Source organism: Microbacterium sp. H1-D42, from assembly GCF_022637555.1.
Lineage (GTDB): Bacteria > Actinomycetota > Actinomycetes > Actinomycetales > Microbacteriaceae > Microbacterium.
On record NZ_CP093342.1, the window covers coordinates 1,675,460 to 1,690,491 of the forward strand.

Sequence of the window (15,032 nt, forward strand, 5' to 3'; positions counted from 1 at the left end):
CTGTCGTGACTGTCTGTGCTCATGGTCGGGCGGTGTCATGAACTGCAGGGTAGGTCATGGTGCAGCGACGTCGGATGCGGTGTGGACGTGTGACCGGCACAGCCTCTGCGGATTGCCAGATGGCATTCGCCACGGACGCGGGCACGCGGCGTACTTCGATGATGCGGTCGTGAAGCAGCGGCAGAGCCGACGCGGCGCCTGCGGCCGCACTGTGCTCGACGAGGATGATCGCGGCACTCGCGCCGATGTCGAGGTGCGCCGTGAGTCCGGCGGCATCCTCGACTCCGATCAGGCCCGGGGTGCGGAGCGTGATGCCGGCAAGTGCGAGCTCGGAGACGTCGATCTCGGTGAGGGAACCCCGCCGCGCCGCGCGCCGCGTCACGACGATCACGTCCAGCAGCCGCACCACATTCACATCCCCGGCGGCCGGTAGAGCCTCCAACAGCGCGGAGCCGATGCGTTCGCGGTCCAGATGCACCAGCAGCAGGCTCGCATCGCCCAGTTGCATGCCCCCACCTCCGCTCTCGGTACCGACCCGGCGATCATGACACCGACCGCGATCGATCACACGCCCGCGCTCACCCGCCGCGGGTGAGCGCGGGCGTGCGCAGGAGAAGGACGGTGCAAGCATGAGGACACATCGTCCCGCAGGGGCGGCAGGAGGTGGCGAGGTGCAGAGACCTCTGGTCGGGCTCACACGACAGAATCTGGTACGCGAACTGCTGGCCGGTGTCACGCTGCTCGCGATCGCGATCCCGCTCAATATCGGCTACGCCCAGATCGCCGGGCTGCCGGCCACGGCAGGACTCTACGCACTGATCCTTCCCACTGTCGTGTACGCACTGGTGGTGTCGTCTCGGCAGGTGGTGGCATCGCCTGACGCCGCCGCGGCGGCACTCGTGGCCGCGTCGATCGGCGGCCTCGCCGCCGCCGGATCCGAGGATTACGCCACCCTGGCGCTCGCACAGGCCATCATCTGCGGTGTCCTGTTCATCCTGCTGTCGGTGTTCAAGCTCGGCTTTCTGGCGAACTTCCTGTCGAAGCCGATCCTCATCGGATTCGTCGGCGGCCTCGCGCTGGACATCCTGGTCTCGCAAGTCGCGAAGATGCTCGGCGTCAAGATCGACTCCGGCGGAGAATTCGTGGAGAAGCTCGGCGGGCTGATCGGCGGACTGGGCACGACCAACCTGTGGTCGCTGGCGATCTCGGTCGCCTCGATCACCACCCTGCTGCTCGGCAAGCGACTGCTGGGGATGGTGCCGTGGGCGCTGGTCGTCATGGTGGCGGCCACCGTGTTCGTGCTCGTGGCCGATCTCGGCGACAGCGGCGTCGCCGTGCTCGGTGAAGTGCCGGCAGGACCCCCGCAGCTCACCTGGCCGATGCTGGACTGGCATACCTGGCTCCTCCTGATCCCCTCCGCGATCGCGCTGACCATGGTGACGACGGCGGAGGGCCTGCTGGTCTCGCGCTCATACGGTGAGAAGCGCCACTACCCGACCAGGCCGAACCGCGACCTCCTGGCCTTCGGTGTCGCGAACATCGCGGCCGGTGCGCAGGGCAGCTTCGCAGTCGGGTCTTCGACGAGCCGCACCGCAGCCATGGACCAGGCAGGGTCCCGCACCCAGCTGCCCTCGCTCGTGCTCGCGGCGGGCACACTGCTGCTCCTGCTGTTCGGCACGGCGCTGCTGGAAGACATCCCGTCGCCTGCCATCGGCGCGATCGTCGGGGTGGCGATCCTGCCGCTGCTCGGCTTCCGCGAGTTCGCCGCCCTGTGGCGCATGGACCGGTTCGAGTTCGTCATCGGCGCGGTGTGCTTCCTGGTCACCCTTTTCGTCGGATCGATCCCCGGCATCCTCGTCGCCTTCGTCCTGGCGCTCATCAACATCGCCAAGCGCGCGTCGACCCCTGCGATCGATGTTCTCGCCGAGAACGATCTGCCGACCGCCTCCCTGCTGGACGAAGCACCGCAGGGCGCGATGACTGCGCCGGGCGTCGTCGTGGTGCGAATGGCGGCGCCGCTGTTCTTCGCGAACGGTGATGCGTTCGCGTCCGCCGTCCGCACCGCCGTGCGGGCCCCTGGCGCAGGCGCAGTCAAGCACGTCGTGATCGATATGGAGGCGGTGACGGATGCTGATGTCACCGCGGCCGAGTCGTTCGAGGGCCTCACCTCATGGTTGAAGACGGAGGGCGTGACGCTGTCGTTCAGCCGCCTGCGCGCGCCGGCGCGCCCACGACTCGAGCGCCTGGGGATCCTCGACGGACAGCAGGTGTTCGACACCAATCGCGCAGCCCTGGACCGACTGAGGGCAGATCACGTCTGAACACGACACACACGGAACAGAATGAAAGGAGAAACCACATGATCGATTTTCGCTACGGGCCCGTCGAGTTCTATCTCGTCGGATTCGAAGGGGACGGTCCGGATCCCGCCACCTTCCAGGCGCTCGGTGATCTGATCGCGAACGGGACGGTGCGTCTGCTGGACTTCGTGCTCGTCTCGAGGTCCGCTGAAGGCGAGCTCGAAGTCCTCGACGTGGACCTCGAGCAGAACGGCCTCCTCGGCGATGCGGTGCCCCTCGCAGATGGCCTCGCCGGTGAGGAGGACATCGCCATGCTCGCCGAGCACGTCCCGGCAGGGACGACGGCTGCGATCGTCGTGCTCGAACTGGCATTCGCACGCGAGCTGGCACAGAAGATGACAGCGGCGGGTGGTGAGGTGCTGCGCACGGAGCGCGTGCCTGCTCCCGTCGTGAACGCCATGATGGACATCCTTGAGCAGGAAGGTGAGTGAGATGCCACTGAGGAGAATGGGTCGCCCCGGGCTGATCGGCCTGGCAGCGAGGACGGCCGTCGTGGCCGGCACCGCCAGCGCCGTGCAGGGTGGCGCTGCACGGCGGCAGCAGCAGCAGGCGCAGCAGCAGCAGTATGAGGCCGCCGCTCAGCAGGCGCAGATCGATGCCGCTGCGCAACAGGCGGCAGCGCAGTATGCACCGGCACCGGCGCAGTACGAAGCCGCGCCGGCCGCGCCTGTTGCACCGTCCTCCGGTGATGACATGATCGCGAAGCTGCAGCAGCTGAGCAGTCTGCACGACGCGGGGGTGCTCTCCGACGCGGAGTTCGCTGCCGCGAAGGCGAAGCTGCTGGGCTGACGAAATGCACACGAGGTCAGCCGCGGTGCTGCCGCGGCTGACCTCGCCGTACTGAGCTGTTTGACCAGAGGGAAGAGCACATGGGCGAGTTGGACGATCTGAAGGCCAGAGTTGCAGAGCTCGAGCAGGAGAATCAGACGCTGCGCAAGCCGCGCCGCAGGCCCGCTGCGACGAGCGTCGTGGCGGCGATCGCGCTCGTGCTCGCGATCCTGCTCGCGCCGGTGGCGACACTGGGCACGTGGGCGCGGCTGCAGCTCGTCGACACCGATCGATTCGTCGCGACGTTCGCTCCACTGGCATCCGACCCCGACGTGCAGGACTTCATCGCGGATCAGGTCAATGCCGCGATCGATGAACAGGTCGACCTGGACGCCGTGGTCGGCGAGCTCTTCGACGGACTCCGCAGCCTGGACCTGCCGCCACGAGCCGAATCGGCGCTCGGGCTGCTCGAAGCGCCCGCAGCGCGCGGTGCGGCCTCGCTCATCGACGGCGTCGTGCATGACCTCGTGGCATCCGATCAGTTCGCCGAGATCTGGACGCAGTCCCTGCGCTTCACGCATGAGCGTGCCACGGCGATCATCCAGGATCAGCCCGGTACGGCGCTGCAGTTGGCGGACGACGGCGTGCTGTCGGTCGATCTCGGTCTGATCGTGAAGCAGGTCAAGCAGACGCTGACGGAGCGCGGTATCGGGATCGCCGACATGATCCCTGCGATCGAGAAGACGGTCCCGATCGCTCAGGCAGACGCTCTCGCCCTGATCCGCACCGTGTACTCGGTGGCGGTGACCGGCGGCTATTGGCTGCCCTGGGTCGTTCTCGGGCTGCTGGTGGCGGGGGTGCTGCTGGCCAAGAACCGCACGCGGGCGCTGTTCTGGAGCGGCACAGGGTTCGCGGTCGTCTTCCTGCTGGCCGCGGCCGGTGTGAGCATCGGACGGGGCTTCTTCATCAGGGCGGTGAGTCCCGAGACGATGTCGGTCGGAGCGGCCGAGGCGCTCTTCGACGGCTTGACGGTGCTTATGCGCTCGACCATCATGGCGCTGGCCTTCTTGGGCGTGATCGTCGCGATCTGGGCCTGGTTCGCCGGGTCCCGACGGTCTGCCGTCGCCACCCGAGGGCTGTTCCGCAGCGGCTTCGACGCGGCCCGAGGATCCGCAGAACGGCATGGGCTCTCGACGGGGAGATTCGGCGCGGTCGTCGAGCGGTATCACGGGGCGATCCTCATCGCCGGGATCGTGGTGGCGCTGATCGTGCTGCTGATGACGCGTCCGATCGCGTTCAGCACCGTGCTGTGGGTGACCTTCGGCTTCGTCATCTTCGTCGTCCTCGTCGAACTGCTCCGCCGGCCTGAACCGGCAGAGCAGGGGCCAGAAGACCAGGATGAGCGCATCGAGCCCGCCTCCGAGCAGGAATCGGAGCTCGTCTCCGGCACCGACGCGCCCTGACAACGACGGAGTGACTCATGGTCGGTGCGGTGTGGCAGCTGCTGCCGGTGGCCCTCGGGGTGATGGCGAGCCCGCTGGCTGTGCTCGGGCTCGTCGGCATCCTGCTCTCCAGCCATGCCCGTCGCAACGGCACGGCCTATCTGCTCGGATGGGTCATCGCGACGACTGCGCTGCTCGCGGCCGGCGTCGCCCTCTTCGCGGCGGCCGATGCGGTCGATGGCCGTCAGGTGGCCGCTTGGGTGCCGATCACGCATGCGGTGATCGGGGCTGTCTGCGTCCTCGGCGCGGTCTGGATCTTCGCCAGGGCGCGCGGCGTGGCCGCTCGCGTCGCCGCCGCGCGGACGCCGGCCGAGCTCGCGGCGGCGGCCCCGCAGCTGCCTGGTCTGGTGCGCGGGGTCGCGCAGTTCACGCCGGTGCGGTCACTGTTTCTCGGGCTGGGCATCTTCATGAACCCGATGAACATCTCGCTCGTCGTCGCCGCCGCGCTCGAGATCGCGCATGCGACAGCGTTGACCTGGGAGCGCACGTCACTCGGCGTCGGCTTCGTCGTCGCGGCAGCGGCCCCTGTGGCCATTCCCGTGCTGATCGTGCTGGTGCGCGGCAAGCGCGCCGATCCGATGCTGCGCGGGCTGAGGGCGTGGATGCTGAAGCACAATGGATCGCTGAGTGCGGGCATCCTGATGCTGGTGGGAATCCTGCAGCTCATCAAGGCCTTGCAGATCTGGTTCTGAATCCCCGCCGCTCAGGACTCCTCGTGCGTCGCAGGATCCCCGTCGAAGAGCCGACCGTCAGGTCGGCCCAGAGCCGTGATCGCCTCGACCTCGGCTGGATCGAGCACGATCGACGCCGCAATGAGGTTCGCCCGCTGATGCGCGACTGACGAGGCCTTGGGGATCGACACGGTGCCGCGCGCCACGTGCCAGGCGATCACGGCCTGCACGGGGGTGATGCCGTGGGCGGCCGCGATCTCGATGATCACTGGCTCATCGAGCACCGCTCTGGCTCGGCCGAGAGGACTCCACGCCTCGGTGAGGATGCCGCGCTCGGCGTGTACTGCGATGGCCTCGGCCTGTGGGAAGTAGGGGTGCACCTCGATCTGATTGACGACGGGGCGGACGCCTGATTCGGCTTCGATGCGGTCGAGGTGCGCCGGCAGGAAGTTCGATACGCCGATCTGGCGCACGGTCCCGCGTTCCTGCGCCTCGATGAGCGCCCGCCATGCCTCGGCGTAGAGACCGACGCTCGGGTTCGGCCAGTGGATCAGGTGCAGGCCCGTGGCATCCACGCCGAGCCGGTAGCGGCTCTCTTCGATGCTGGTGCGCGCTTTGGCGCTCGCGTGATGGCGCCCAGGGAGCTTGGTGGTCACGATGATCTCACTGCGATCCACACCGGATGCGACGATCCCCGCACCGACCGCGCCCTCGTTCTCGTAGTTGAACGCGGTGTCAACGAGCCGGTAGCCGAGTTCGATGCCTGCGGCTACCGCGGCCGCCCCCTCCTCACCGTTCAATCGGTACGTGCCGAGGCCGATCGCGGGCAGGCGGAAGCCGTTGTGCGCGGTGAGATAGGGGGTCTCTGTCATGGCTGCTCCTCCGGTCGCCGTCAAACCAGCCTATGGCGCGACCGCACAGTCGGGCAGAACGGGATGCCACGATGGTCACATGACGACATCCGTTCCGCCCGCCGACACCGCGCGCTGCCCCTGCACCAGCGGCGAGGTGTTCGGCTCGTGCTGTGGGCCGGTGATCGCCACGGGAAGAGCGCCCACTGCGGTGCGGCTGATGCGCTCCCGCTTCACGGCCTTCGCCATCGGCGACGCCGACCATCTGCTGCGCAGCTGGCATCCATCCACCCGCCCCGTCGATCTCGACCTGGATGAGGGCGTGCACTGGTTGCGTCTGGACATCCTCGACCAACAGGGCGGCGGCCCGTTCGACGATGAGGGCGTCGTCGAGTTCGAGGCGTTCTACCGCCAGGACGGCACGCGCGGATCGATGCGGGAGCGCAGTCGGTTCGTTCGCGAGGACAAGACGTGGTTCTACGTCGACGGCACGTCTCACAGCAGATAGGTTTGAGGTGTGAAGGCCACCCCCGAGAACCAGCGCACACTGCTCGACATCGCCGATCTGGATCGTCGGATCACTCAGACGGAGCGGGCGCGCACGAAGCCGGCGCAGGGGGCGCGCATCAATGAGCTCGCAGCCCTCCGCCAGCGGCAGCTCGGCGAACTGACGACGCTGACCGGCGTACTCGATGACGCCAAGGCCGAGCTCTCCCGTCTCGAGTCCGATGTCGCCCTCGCCGCGCAGCGTCGCGATAAGGACGCCGAGCGCCTGGCCGTGGCGACAGACCCCAAGCAGGCACAGGCCCTCGAGAACGAGATCGAGAGTCTCGGACGCCGCATCAGCATGCTCGAAGACAGTGAACTCGACGTGATGGGTGGCGTCGAAGAGGCGCAGACCGCGGTCGACGCGCAGCAGGCTCTCATTGACCAGACCCAGGCCGAAGGAGCGGGGCTCACTGCCGCCGCGAAGGCCGACATCGCCGCCGCCACCACCGAGGGCGAGCACCTCGCACGCGATCGCGCTGCGCTGGCAGCATCCGTCGCAGCCGATCTGCTGGCGGAGTACGAGCGGCGCGCGAGTCGAGGCATCGGCGTCGGACTGCTGCGTCGCGGCATCTGCGAGGGATGCCAGATGGTGCTCGCCGGAACCGACATGAACGATGTGCGCCGTGCTGCGCCGGACGATGTGCTCTCGTGCCCGGAGTGCGGCGCGATCCTGGTGCGCACCGACGAGTCAGGGCTGTGACGACGAGAGTCGACTCGCCCGCAGCCCGGGCGTGAGAATCGCAGCGTCGGATGCTGGTGGTAGACCGGACGGTGTGAGCAGATCCGCGGCGCCGCCGCACGCGATCGTCGGCAGGGCTCCAGAAGGCGACGCCTGGCTGATCGCACTCGTCGCTGCTGGTGACACCGACACCGCCGCGACCGCGGAGCCGGTTCGGGTCGCCGACGCCGATCTGATCGAGCATGTGCGCGCCGTCGAGGGCGCCCACACACCACGCTGGACCGTGCGCACTCTGCGCACCTTCTCGCCGCCGCTGCTGGCCGCGGGCATCCGACTGCGCCGAGCACACGACCTCGTGCTCTGTCATGCGATCCTCCGTGACTCGGCGGCGCTCGTGCCGCCCCTGCCGGCATCGGAGCGGTGGACCCGCGCCGACCCGCTGGAGGGCTCCGCCGAGCCTGGGCTGTTCGACATGGGCAACACAGCAGCGCACGGCGATGACTTCGACGACGTCCTCGGCCAGTGGCGAGAGCAGCTGGCAGCGCTGGAGCGCGCCCCCGACGGCAGGCTCGCGCTGCTGTGCGCAGCGGAGTCCACCGGCGCCCTGATCGCCGAGGAGATGACGGCCGCAGGGCTGCCGTGGAGCACCGCCGCGCATCAGGCCATCCTGGTCGAGCAGCTCGGGCCCCGCCCGCTGCGAGGAGGGCGGCCCGCGCGCATGGCGCAGCTGGCGGTGCGCATCGGCGACGCGCTCGAGGACGACACAGTGAGTCCCGACAGTCCGCCTCGACTGCTGCGTGCGCTGCACAGGGCCGGCGTGTTCGTGGAGTCCACGTCGAAGTGGGAGCTCTCCGAGATCGATCATCCGGTCGTCGAGCCGCTGCTGGAGTACAAGCGGCTCGCGCGATTATTCACGGCGAACGGCTGGACGTGGCTGGACGACTGGGTGCGCGATGACCGGTTCCGGCCGATCTACCTGACTGGCGGCGTGGTCACCGGGCGCTGGGCGTCATCCGGCGGGGGAGCGCTGCAGATCCCGCGGCAGCTGCGCCGCGCCGTGCGCGCGGATCCGGGCTGGACGCTCGTCGACGCGGACGTCGCGCAGCTCGAGCCGCGCGTGCTCGCCGCGATGTCGCATGATTCCGCGATGGCGGACGCTGCGCGCGGGCGGGACCTGTACGAAGGCGTCGTGCGGTCCGGTGCGGTCGGATCGCGCGAAGAGGCGAAGTACGCCGTGCTCGGCGCCATGTACGGCGCCACGACGGGGGAGAGCGGCCGGCTCGTGCCGCGGCTGCGCACCGTGTTCCCCAAGGCGATGAACCTTGTCGACGCGGCAGCGCGCACCGGCGAGCAGGGCGGTGTCGTCAGCACGCTGCTCGGACGCAGCTCACCGCGCCCCGACGATGCATGGACGCAGACGCAGTCGAGGGCGAGTGGACCGGATGCCGGCGGTGCTGATGAATCGCGCGCACGCAGCCGTGCACGTGATCGAGGTCGCTTCACACGCAACTTCGTCGTGCAGGGGACGGCCGCGGAATGGGCGCTGCTCTGGCTCGCCGAGATCAGACATCGGCTGATGGCCCTGCCGCCGGCATCCGAACCGGCCACCGCCTCTGGGCCGGTGTTCGCCGATCAGGCGCACCTCGCGCTCTTCCTGCATGACGAGGTGATCGTGCACTGTCCGGCCGATCAGGCCGAAGCGGTCGCAGACGCGGTGCGGGCGGCGGCTGCTGCCGCCACGGCGCGTCTGTTCCCTGGATTCCCGATCGACGTGCCGCTGGTTGTCAACGTGAGCCAGGACGCCGGCAAGCACGCCTAGCGCGAGCACGCGTAGAATCATGGGGCGAGTGGGTCGGCCGGACGGCCGCGTGGCGCGAGAGCGCACCGAGGAACGTCCGGGCTCCACAGGGCAGGGCGGTGGGTAACACCCACCCGGAGCGATCCGCGAGAAAGTGCCACAGAGAGAAGACCGCCGTCGCCCCTCGGGGAGGCGGTAAGGGTGAAAGGGTGGTGTAAGAGACCACCGGGGGACATGGTGACATGTCCCGCCAGGTAAACCTCGCCCGGAGCAAGACCAGACAGAGGGCGTCGACGCGGCTCGCCGAGTCCTCGGGTAGGTTGCTGGAACGACACGGCAACGTGTCGTCGAGAGAGATGGCCGTCAAGGGAGCGAAGTACTCCTGAACAGAACCCGGCGTACAGGCCGGCCCACTCGCCCCTGCATATGACAGAGGCCCGATCACCATCACGGTGATCGGGCCTCTGTCGTAAGGATCTGGTTGGGTGCTCAGCCTGCGGCGAGCGAGGCCGCTCCGATGATGCCGGACGCGTTGCGGTGCACCGCTGCCACGATCGGTGTGCGCAGGTCCAGCAGCGGCAGGAACTTCTCGGGGTGCTTCGAGACGCCGCCGCCCACGACGAACAGGTCGGGGCTGAACAGGAACTCGACGTGGCGGTAGAACTCCTGCAGACGCGCCGACCAGTCCTCCCAGGACAGGCTCTCGCGCTCCATGGCGGAGTACGCCGTCCACTTCTCGATCGACTCGCCCTCGCGGTTGAGGTGTCCGAGCTCGGTGTTCGGGATCAGCACGCCGTTGTACAGGAATGCCGAGCCGATGCCGGTGCCGAGCGTCGTCATGATCGTCAGGCCACGGGCATCCCGCGCCGCGCCGTGGTGCGCCTCGGCGACGCCGGCGGCGTCTGCGTCGTTGACGAACGTGATGTCACGGCCGAGGCCGTTCTCGAAGAACTTCTCGGCTTCGAAGTCGACCCAGTCCTTCGAGATGTTCGCGGCCGAGAGCGTCTTTCCGTACTTGACGATCGCGGGGAAGGCGACGCCGAGCGGCAGCTTGGAGTCGGTCACACCGAGCGTGTCGAGCACCTCGCGGACGGTCTCGACGACATCGCCGGGGTGCGCACCCTGCGGGGTGGGAACCCGCACGCGGTCGGAATCCAATGTGCCGGTCTGCAGGTTGACGATGCCCGCCTTGATTCCGGTGCCGCCGATGTCTACGCCGATTGCCTGTGCCATGTCCAATAGCCTAGCGATCCACTGGTCTGCGATTAGGATCGTGACAGGATTCCCGACGAAGGAGCTGGCATGACCGACGGCGATGAGAAGTACTGGTACAACCTCAGGACGGGCGATGTCGAGTTCGGCATGCAGTCGGCATCTGTCGATCGCGTCGGGCCCTTCGACACCGCGGCTGAGGCGTCGCGCGCCCCCGAGATCATGCGCGAGCGCTCCAACGCGTGGGCCGAGGAAGAAGCCGCCGAGTCGGGCTGGGACGCCTCCGGTCCCGCAGCCGGAGAGTGAGCGTGGACAAGCAGCGTGACTTCGTCCTGCGCACCATCGAGGAGCGCGGCGTCAAGTTCGTGCGGCTGTGGTTCACCGATGTCATCGGCACGCTGAAATCCGTCGCCATCGCGCCCGCCGAGGTCGAGGGGGCGTTCGCCGAGGGCATCGGCTTCGACGGCTCGGCCATCGAGGGCCTGACCCGCACGTTCGAATCCGACCTGCTCGCGCAGCCCGATCCGGCGACGTTCCAGACCCTGCCGTGGCGGGGCGATGTCGACCCGACGGCGCGCATGTTCTGCGACCTCACCACACCGGACGGGCGACCGGCGGTGTCGGACCCGCGCAACGTGCTGCGCCGATCGCTGGCGAAGGCGGCGGATGCCGGATTCACCTTCTACACGCATCCCGAGATCGAGTTCTACCTGTTGAAGTCCTCCGAGCTGGGACCGAACGGCCCCGTTCCGGTCGACAACGCGGGCTACTTCGACAACGTCCCCGGCGGGACGGCGCACGACTTCCGTCGCAGCGCGGTGCGGATGCTGGAAGACCTCGGCATCTCGGTGGAGTACAGCCATCACGAGGGCGGGCCAGGACAGAACGAGATCGATCTGCGCTACGCGGACGCGCTGACGACCGCTGACAACATCATGACGTTCCGCACCGTGGTCAAGGAGGTGGCGATCGAGCAGGGCGTCTACGCGACGTTCATGCCGAAGCCGCTGAACGACCACCCCGGCAGCGGCATGCACACGCACCTCTCGCTGTTCGAGGGTGACGCGAATGCGTTCTACGAGCCGGGGGCCGAGTACCAGCTCTCGCTCACCGGTCGCCGCTTCATCGCGGGACTGCTGCGCCACGCGAACGAGATCGCAGCAGTGACGAACCAGTTCGTCAACTCGTACAAGCGCCTGTGGGGCGGTGACGAAGCACCCAGCTTCGTCACCTGGGGTCACGCCAACCGCTCCGCCCTCGTGCGTGTGCCGATGTACAAGCCCAACAAGGCGCAGTCGACCCGCGTCGAGTACCGCGGCCTGGATTCTGCGGCGAACCCGTACCTCGCCTACGCGCTGATGCTGGCCGCCGGTCTCAAGGGCATCGAAGAGGAGTACGAGCTGCCGCCGGAGGCGGAGGACAACGTCTGGTCGCTCAGCGACTCCGAGCGCCGCGCACTCGGGTACGCGCCGCTGCCGGCCAGCCTCGATCATGCGCTGGAGTACATGCAGGACTCCGAGCTGGTCGCCGAGACCCTTGGCGAGCAGGTGTTCAACTACGTGCTGCTCAACAAGCGCAAGGAGTGGGAGGCGTACCGCGGTCAGGTCACGCCGTTCGAGCTCAAGAGCAACCTCGGGCTGCTCTAGGAGAGTCCATGGCGCGACCTGATGCGTCCGTCTCGCTGTCGGCGCTCGCGAGGCTGGGCTTCGTCGAGCTGACGGCGGCGTCGGCCGACCTCAGCGAACTGGCCGAGCTCACCGGCATGGAGCGCGCGGAGCTGGCCGAGGGCATGTCGGCGGCGGATCCGGATGCGGCGGTGCACGGCCTGCTGCGGGTCGCCCGCCGCGATGCGGATCGTGCGCGACGGGTGCTGTCGGACGCTGACGCCAGGACCGCCGCGTGGCGATTGTTCGGCGTCTCGACCGGTCTCGCGGGATTCTTCGAGCGGCATCCGGGCCGGCTCGACCCGGAGACGCTGCTGCGCACCGACCTTCCGACCGCTGCCGAGCTCGAGACGCGGATGCTGGCGGCGGTCGGCGCGGACGGTGACCGCTTCGCGCGCGCGAGCGATCCGACCACCCGGCTCCGAGTCGAGTACCGTCAGTGCCTCGCCGAGATCGCCGCTGCGGATCTGGCATCCGATGATCCGCTGCACGTGATCGCCGATGTGTCAGCATCCCTCGCCGACGCCGCCGGGGCCGCGCTGGAAGCGGCCATCGCCGTCGCGCGCACGACAGTGATGGATGCCGGGCATGCCGGCACAGCGGCTGAGATTGCCGCGACCCGCCTGGCGATCATCGCGATGGGCAAAGCCGGTGCGCGCGAGCTGAACTATCTCAGCGACGTCGACGTCATCTTCGTCGGCGGGACCGCCGACGAGCAGATCGTGACGGAGGCGCGCGCGGTCGACATCGCCACACGACTGGCGCAGGAGACCATGCGCGCACTGTCGGCGTTCGGCATCGAGCCGCCACTGTGGGAGGTGGATGCCGCCCTGCGCCCCGAGGGCAAGCAGGGAGCGCTGGTGCGTTCGCTGGGCTCTCATCTGGCCTACTACGACCGCTGGGCGAAGAGCTGGGAGTTCCAGGCACTCTTGAAGGCACGGGCGATCGCGGGCGACGCGGAGCTCGGCGCGGAGTACATCTCCGCCGTGCAGCCGAAGGTGTGGTCCAGCGCCGAGCGGGCGGACTTCGTCGAGAGCGTGCAGGGCATGCGCGAGCGCGTCACAGAGCACATCCCGCCCGAAGAGGTTCCGTATCAGCTGAAGCTCGGTCCTGGCGGGCTGCGCGACATCGAGTTCACCGTCCAGCTGCTGCAGCTGGTGCACGGACTGAGCGACCAGACCCTGCGCACCCGCGGCACGCTCGAGTCACTGGACGCACTGGTCGAGGGCGGGTACATCGGGCGCGCTGAAGCTGCGGCCTTCGGCGAGGAGTACCGCGTGCTGCGACTGCTCGAGCACCGGCTGCAGCTGCGTGAGCTGACCCGCACGCATCTGCTGCCGAGCGACGACGTCGGCATGAGACGGCTGGCTCGCGCGACCGGGCTGGCAGACAGTGCGTCCGGACTTCAGCGGGTCTGGGACGACGTGCGACGCGACGTGCGCGAGCAGCACGTGCGGCTGTTCTACCGTCCGCTGCTCGCCGCCGTCGCTTCGCTGCCGGCGGAGGAGCGGATGCTGTCGCCGGAGCAGGCGGGGTCGCGCCTTGCGGCCATCGGATTCCGCGACCCGGCCGGTGCGCTGCGCCACATCGCCGCACTCACCGCCGGCATCAGCCGCAAGGCCGCGATTCAGAAGCACCTGATGCCCGTCATGCTGCGCTGGTTCGCCGATGGCACCGACCCGGACTACGGGCTCGTCGCGTTCCGCCGGATCAGCGAACGGCTCGGCGACACGCACTGGTTCCTGCGGATGCTGCGGGACTCGGCCGGCGCCGCAGAGCGTCTGACGCGCGTGCTGTCATCTTCACGGTACGTCGGCGAGCTGATGGAGTGGATACCGGAGTCCGTGGCCTGGCTCGACAGCGGAGCTTCTCTGCGGCCGCGGGGCTGGACGGCGCTGGATGACGAGGCGCGGGCGATCCAGACCAGACACGCGACCACGCAGGGGGCGCTGAAATCGGTGCGTGCGCTGCGCAGACGGGAGCTGCTGCGCACGGCGATGGGGGCCGTGCTCGACCAGATCAGCATCGACGAGGTCGCCAGGGCGCTCACTGAGATCACCGAGGCGACGATCCAGGCGGCGCTGCGGGCCGTACGGCGAGAGGTCGTGCCGCCTGAGGACGACGCGATGGACTTCTCGATCATCGGGATGGGCCGGTTCGGCGGGGCGGAGCTCGGCTTCGGATCGGATGCCGACGTGCTGTTCATCTACGAGGCGAACGGCGTCGACCCGCAGCGCGCACAGCAATACGCATCGAAGATCGTGGCGGGGCTGCGCGAGCATCTCACCGACCACCGTCTGCCACTCGACCTGGACGCCGATCTGCGCCCGGAGGGCCGCAACGGGCCCATCGTGCGCACCTTCGACGCGTATGAGCAGTACTACCGGCGCTGGTCGCTGTCGTGGGAGGCTCAGGCGCTGCTGCGGGCCCGAGGCGTCGCCGGCAGCGCGAAGCTCATCGCCAGGTTCACGGAGCTCGCCGACAGCATCCGATACCCGGACGAGGTCTCTGTGCAGGACCTTCGGGAGATCAAGCGGATCAAGGCGCGCGTCGAGGGCGAGCGGCTGCCGCAGGGGGCAGATCCGCGCCGGCACCTGAAACTCGGCCCCGGAACTCTGAGCGATGTGGAGTGGATGGTGCAGCTGCTGCAGCTGCAGCACGGGCACCGGGTGCCCGACCTGCGCACCACCTCGACGCTGCAGGCACTGGACGCGGCGGTGCTCGCGGAGCTCTTCCCTGCCGCTGATGCAGAGCGTCTGCGCGAAGCGTGGGTGCTCGCCAGTCGACTCCGCTCCGCGATGACGCTGCTCACCGGGCAGACCAGGGATGTGCTCCCAGGCGAAGTCCGCGAACTCGACGGCGTCGGCCGGATCCTGGGATATCCTGACCGCTCCGCCACCGTGCTCGACGAGGAGTACCTGCGGGTCACCCGCAGGGCGCGGAGAGTGTTCGAGAAGCACTTCTACGGCTGAGCGCCG

At 68.6% G+C, this 15,032-nt stretch carries 14 protein-coding genes and 1 other RNA gene; 12 read left to right on the forward strand and 3 right to left on the reverse strand.

All coding sequences use genetic code 11. From position 1 onward, the window contains the following. Positions 1 to 19: 19 nt before the first annotated feature. Positions 20 to 508 (reverse strand): DUF6325 family protein, encoded by a 489-nt coding sequence (locus MNR00_RS07980; protein WP_241928615.1) that lies wholly within the window; start codon positions 506 to 508, stop codon positions 20 to 22. Between the two features lie 163 nt (positions 509 to 671). On the opposite strand from MNR00_RS07980, the gene MNR00_RS07985 reads away from it, so the two are divergent. The 5 genes from MNR00_RS07985 (at position 672) to MNR00_RS08005 (ending at position 5,322) form a co-directional block, all read left to right on the forward strand. After that, on the forward strand, positions 672 to 2,321 hold the full coding sequence (locus MNR00_RS07985) for a SulP family inorganic anion transporter (RefSeq protein ID WP_241928616.1): 1,650 nt from the start codon (positions 672 to 674) through the stop codon (positions 2,319 to 2,321). Positions 2,322 to 2,359: 38 nt separating this feature from the next. Beyond that, complete coding sequence (locus tag MNR00_RS07990) at positions 2,360 to 2,791, forward strand: DUF6325 family protein (RefSeq protein WP_241928617.1); 432 nt, start codon at positions 2,360 to 2,362, stop codon at positions 2,789 to 2,791. A 1-nt stretch (position 2,792) separates the two neighbouring features. Then, positions 2,793 to 3,149 carry an SHOCT domain-containing protein gene (locus MNR00_RS07995; RefSeq protein ID WP_241928618.1) on the forward strand — a complete coding sequence of 119 codons (357 nt, stop codon included), beginning with the start codon at positions 2,793 to 2,795 and terminating at the stop codon, positions 3,147 to 3,149. An 80-nt stretch (positions 3,150 to 3,229) separates the two neighbouring features. Further along, positions 3,230 to 4,591 (forward strand): hypothetical protein, encoded by a 1,362-nt coding sequence (locus tag MNR00_RS08000; RefSeq protein ID WP_241928619.1) that lies wholly within the window; start codon positions 3,230 to 3,232, stop codon positions 4,589 to 4,591. A 17-nt stretch (positions 4,592 to 4,608) separates the two neighbouring features. Further along, positions 4,609 to 5,322 (forward strand): GAP family protein, encoded by a 714-nt coding sequence (locus tag MNR00_RS08005; protein WP_241928620.1) that lies wholly within the window; start codon positions 4,609 to 4,611, stop codon positions 5,320 to 5,322. Between the two features lie 11 nt (positions 5,323 to 5,333). On the opposite strand, the gene MNR00_RS08010 is transcribed toward MNR00_RS08005, so the two are convergent. Continuing rightward, on the reverse strand, positions 5,334 to 6,173 hold the full coding sequence (locus MNR00_RS08010; protein WP_241928621.1) for an aldo/keto reductase: 840 nt from the start codon (positions 6,171 to 6,173) through the stop codon (positions 5,334 to 5,336). 79 nt (positions 6,174 to 6,252) lie between these two features. On the opposite strand from MNR00_RS08010, the gene MNR00_RS08015 reads away from it, so the two are divergent. The 4 genes from MNR00_RS08015 to rnpB all read left to right on the forward strand — a co-directional run bounded on the left by MNR00_RS08015 (position 6,253) and on the right by rnpB (position 9,595). After that, positions 6,253 to 6,660 carry a YchJ family metal-binding protein gene (locus tag MNR00_RS08015; protein ID WP_241928622.1) on the forward strand — a complete coding sequence of 136 codons (408 nt, stop codon included), beginning with the start codon at positions 6,253 to 6,255 and terminating at the stop codon, positions 6,658 to 6,660. Between the two features lie 9 nt (positions 6,661 to 6,669). Further along, on the forward strand, positions 6,670 to 7,401 hold the full coding sequence (locus MNR00_RS08020; RefSeq protein ID WP_241928623.1) for a C4-type zinc ribbon domain-containing protein: 732 nt from the start codon (positions 6,670 to 6,672) through the stop codon (positions 7,399 to 7,401). Between the two features lie 73 nt (positions 7,402 to 7,474). Beyond that, complete coding sequence (locus tag MNR00_RS08025; protein WP_241928624.1) at positions 7,475 to 9,199, forward strand: bifunctional 3'-5' exonuclease/DNA polymerase; 1,725 nt, start codon at positions 7,475 to 7,477, stop codon at positions 9,197 to 9,199. Between the two features lie 29 nt (positions 9,200 to 9,228). Beyond that, positions 9,229 to 9,595, forward strand: an RNA gene (gene rnpB, locus MNR00_RS08030) — RNase P RNA component class A. A gap of 72 nt (positions 9,596 to 9,667) precedes the next feature. On the opposite strand, the gene ppgK is transcribed toward rnpB, so the two are convergent. Further along, positions 9,668 to 10,411, reverse strand: coding sequence for a polyphosphate--glucose phosphotransferase (gene ppgK / locus MNR00_RS08035; protein WP_241928625.1), 744 nt, complete (start codon positions 10,409 to 10,411; stop codon positions 9,668 to 9,670). Between the two features lie 69 nt (positions 10,412 to 10,480). Between ppgK and MNR00_RS08040 the strand changes: the two genes are divergently transcribed. The 3 genes from MNR00_RS08040 to MNR00_RS08050 are packed head-to-tail and all read left to right on the forward strand — an operon-like array spanning position 10,481 to position 15,026. Continuing rightward, on the forward strand, positions 10,481 to 10,696 hold the full coding sequence (locus tag MNR00_RS08040; RefSeq protein ID WP_241928626.1) for an SPOR domain-containing protein: 216 nt from the start codon (positions 10,481 to 10,483) through the stop codon (positions 10,694 to 10,696). A 2-nt stretch (positions 10,697 to 10,698) separates the two neighbouring features. Then, a complete protein-coding gene (locus MNR00_RS08045) occupies positions 10,699 to 12,036 on the forward strand; it encodes a glutamine synthetase family protein (protein WP_241928627.1) in 1,338 nt (445 codons plus the stop codon). Between the two features lie 8 nt (positions 12,037 to 12,044). Next, positions 12,045 to 15,026 carry a bifunctional [glutamine synthetase] adenylyltransferase/[glutamine synthetase]-adenylyl-L-tyrosine phosphorylase gene (locus tag MNR00_RS08050; RefSeq protein WP_241928628.1) on the forward strand — a complete coding sequence of 994 codons (2,982 nt, stop codon included), beginning with the start codon at positions 12,045 to 12,047 and terminating at the stop codon, positions 15,024 to 15,026. The last annotated feature ends 6 nt before the right edge of the window (positions 15,027 to 15,032 follow it).

What these genes read in the sequence shown, in the direction of transcription:
- ppgK (WP_241928625.1), bottom strand. Translation starts at nt 10,411, where the DNA reads ATGGCACAGGCAATCGGCGTAGACATCGGCGGCACCGGAATCAAGGCG.
- MNR00_RS07995 (WP_241928618.1), top strand. Translation starts at nt 2,793, where the DNA reads ATGCCACTGAGGAGAATGGGTCGCCCCGGGCTGATCGGCCTGGCAGCG.
- MNR00_RS08040 (WP_241928626.1), top strand. Translation starts at nt 10,481, where the DNA reads ATGACCGACGGCGATGAGAAGTACTGGTACAACCTCAGGACGGGCGAT.
- MNR00_RS08050 (WP_241928628.1), top strand. Translation starts at nt 12,045, where the DNA reads ATGGCGCGACCTGATGCGTCCGTCTCGCTGTCGGCGCTCGCGAGGCTG.
- MNR00_RS08010 (WP_241928621.1), bottom strand. Translation starts at nt 6,173, where the DNA reads ATGACAGAGACCCCCTATCTCACCGCGCACAACGGCTTCCGCCTGCCC.
- MNR00_RS07990 (WP_241928617.1), top strand. Translation starts at nt 2,360, where the DNA reads ATGATCGATTTTCGCTACGGGCCCGTCGAGTTCTATCTCGTCGGATTC.
- MNR00_RS08015 (WP_241928622.1), top strand. Translation starts at nt 6,253, where the DNA reads ATGACGACATCCGTTCCGCCCGCCGACACCGCGCGCTGCCCCTGCACC.
- MNR00_RS07980 (WP_241928615.1), bottom strand. Translation starts at nt 508, where the DNA reads ATGCAACTGGGCGATGCGAGCCTGCTGCTGGTGCATCTGGACCGCGAA.
- MNR00_RS08000 (WP_241928619.1), top strand. Translation starts at nt 3,230, where the DNA reads ATGGGCGAGTTGGACGATCTGAAGGCCAGAGTTGCAGAGCTCGAGCAG.
- MNR00_RS08005 (WP_241928620.1), top strand. Translation starts at nt 4,609, where the DNA reads ATGGTCGGTGCGGTGTGGCAGCTGCTGCCGGTGGCCCTCGGGGTGATG.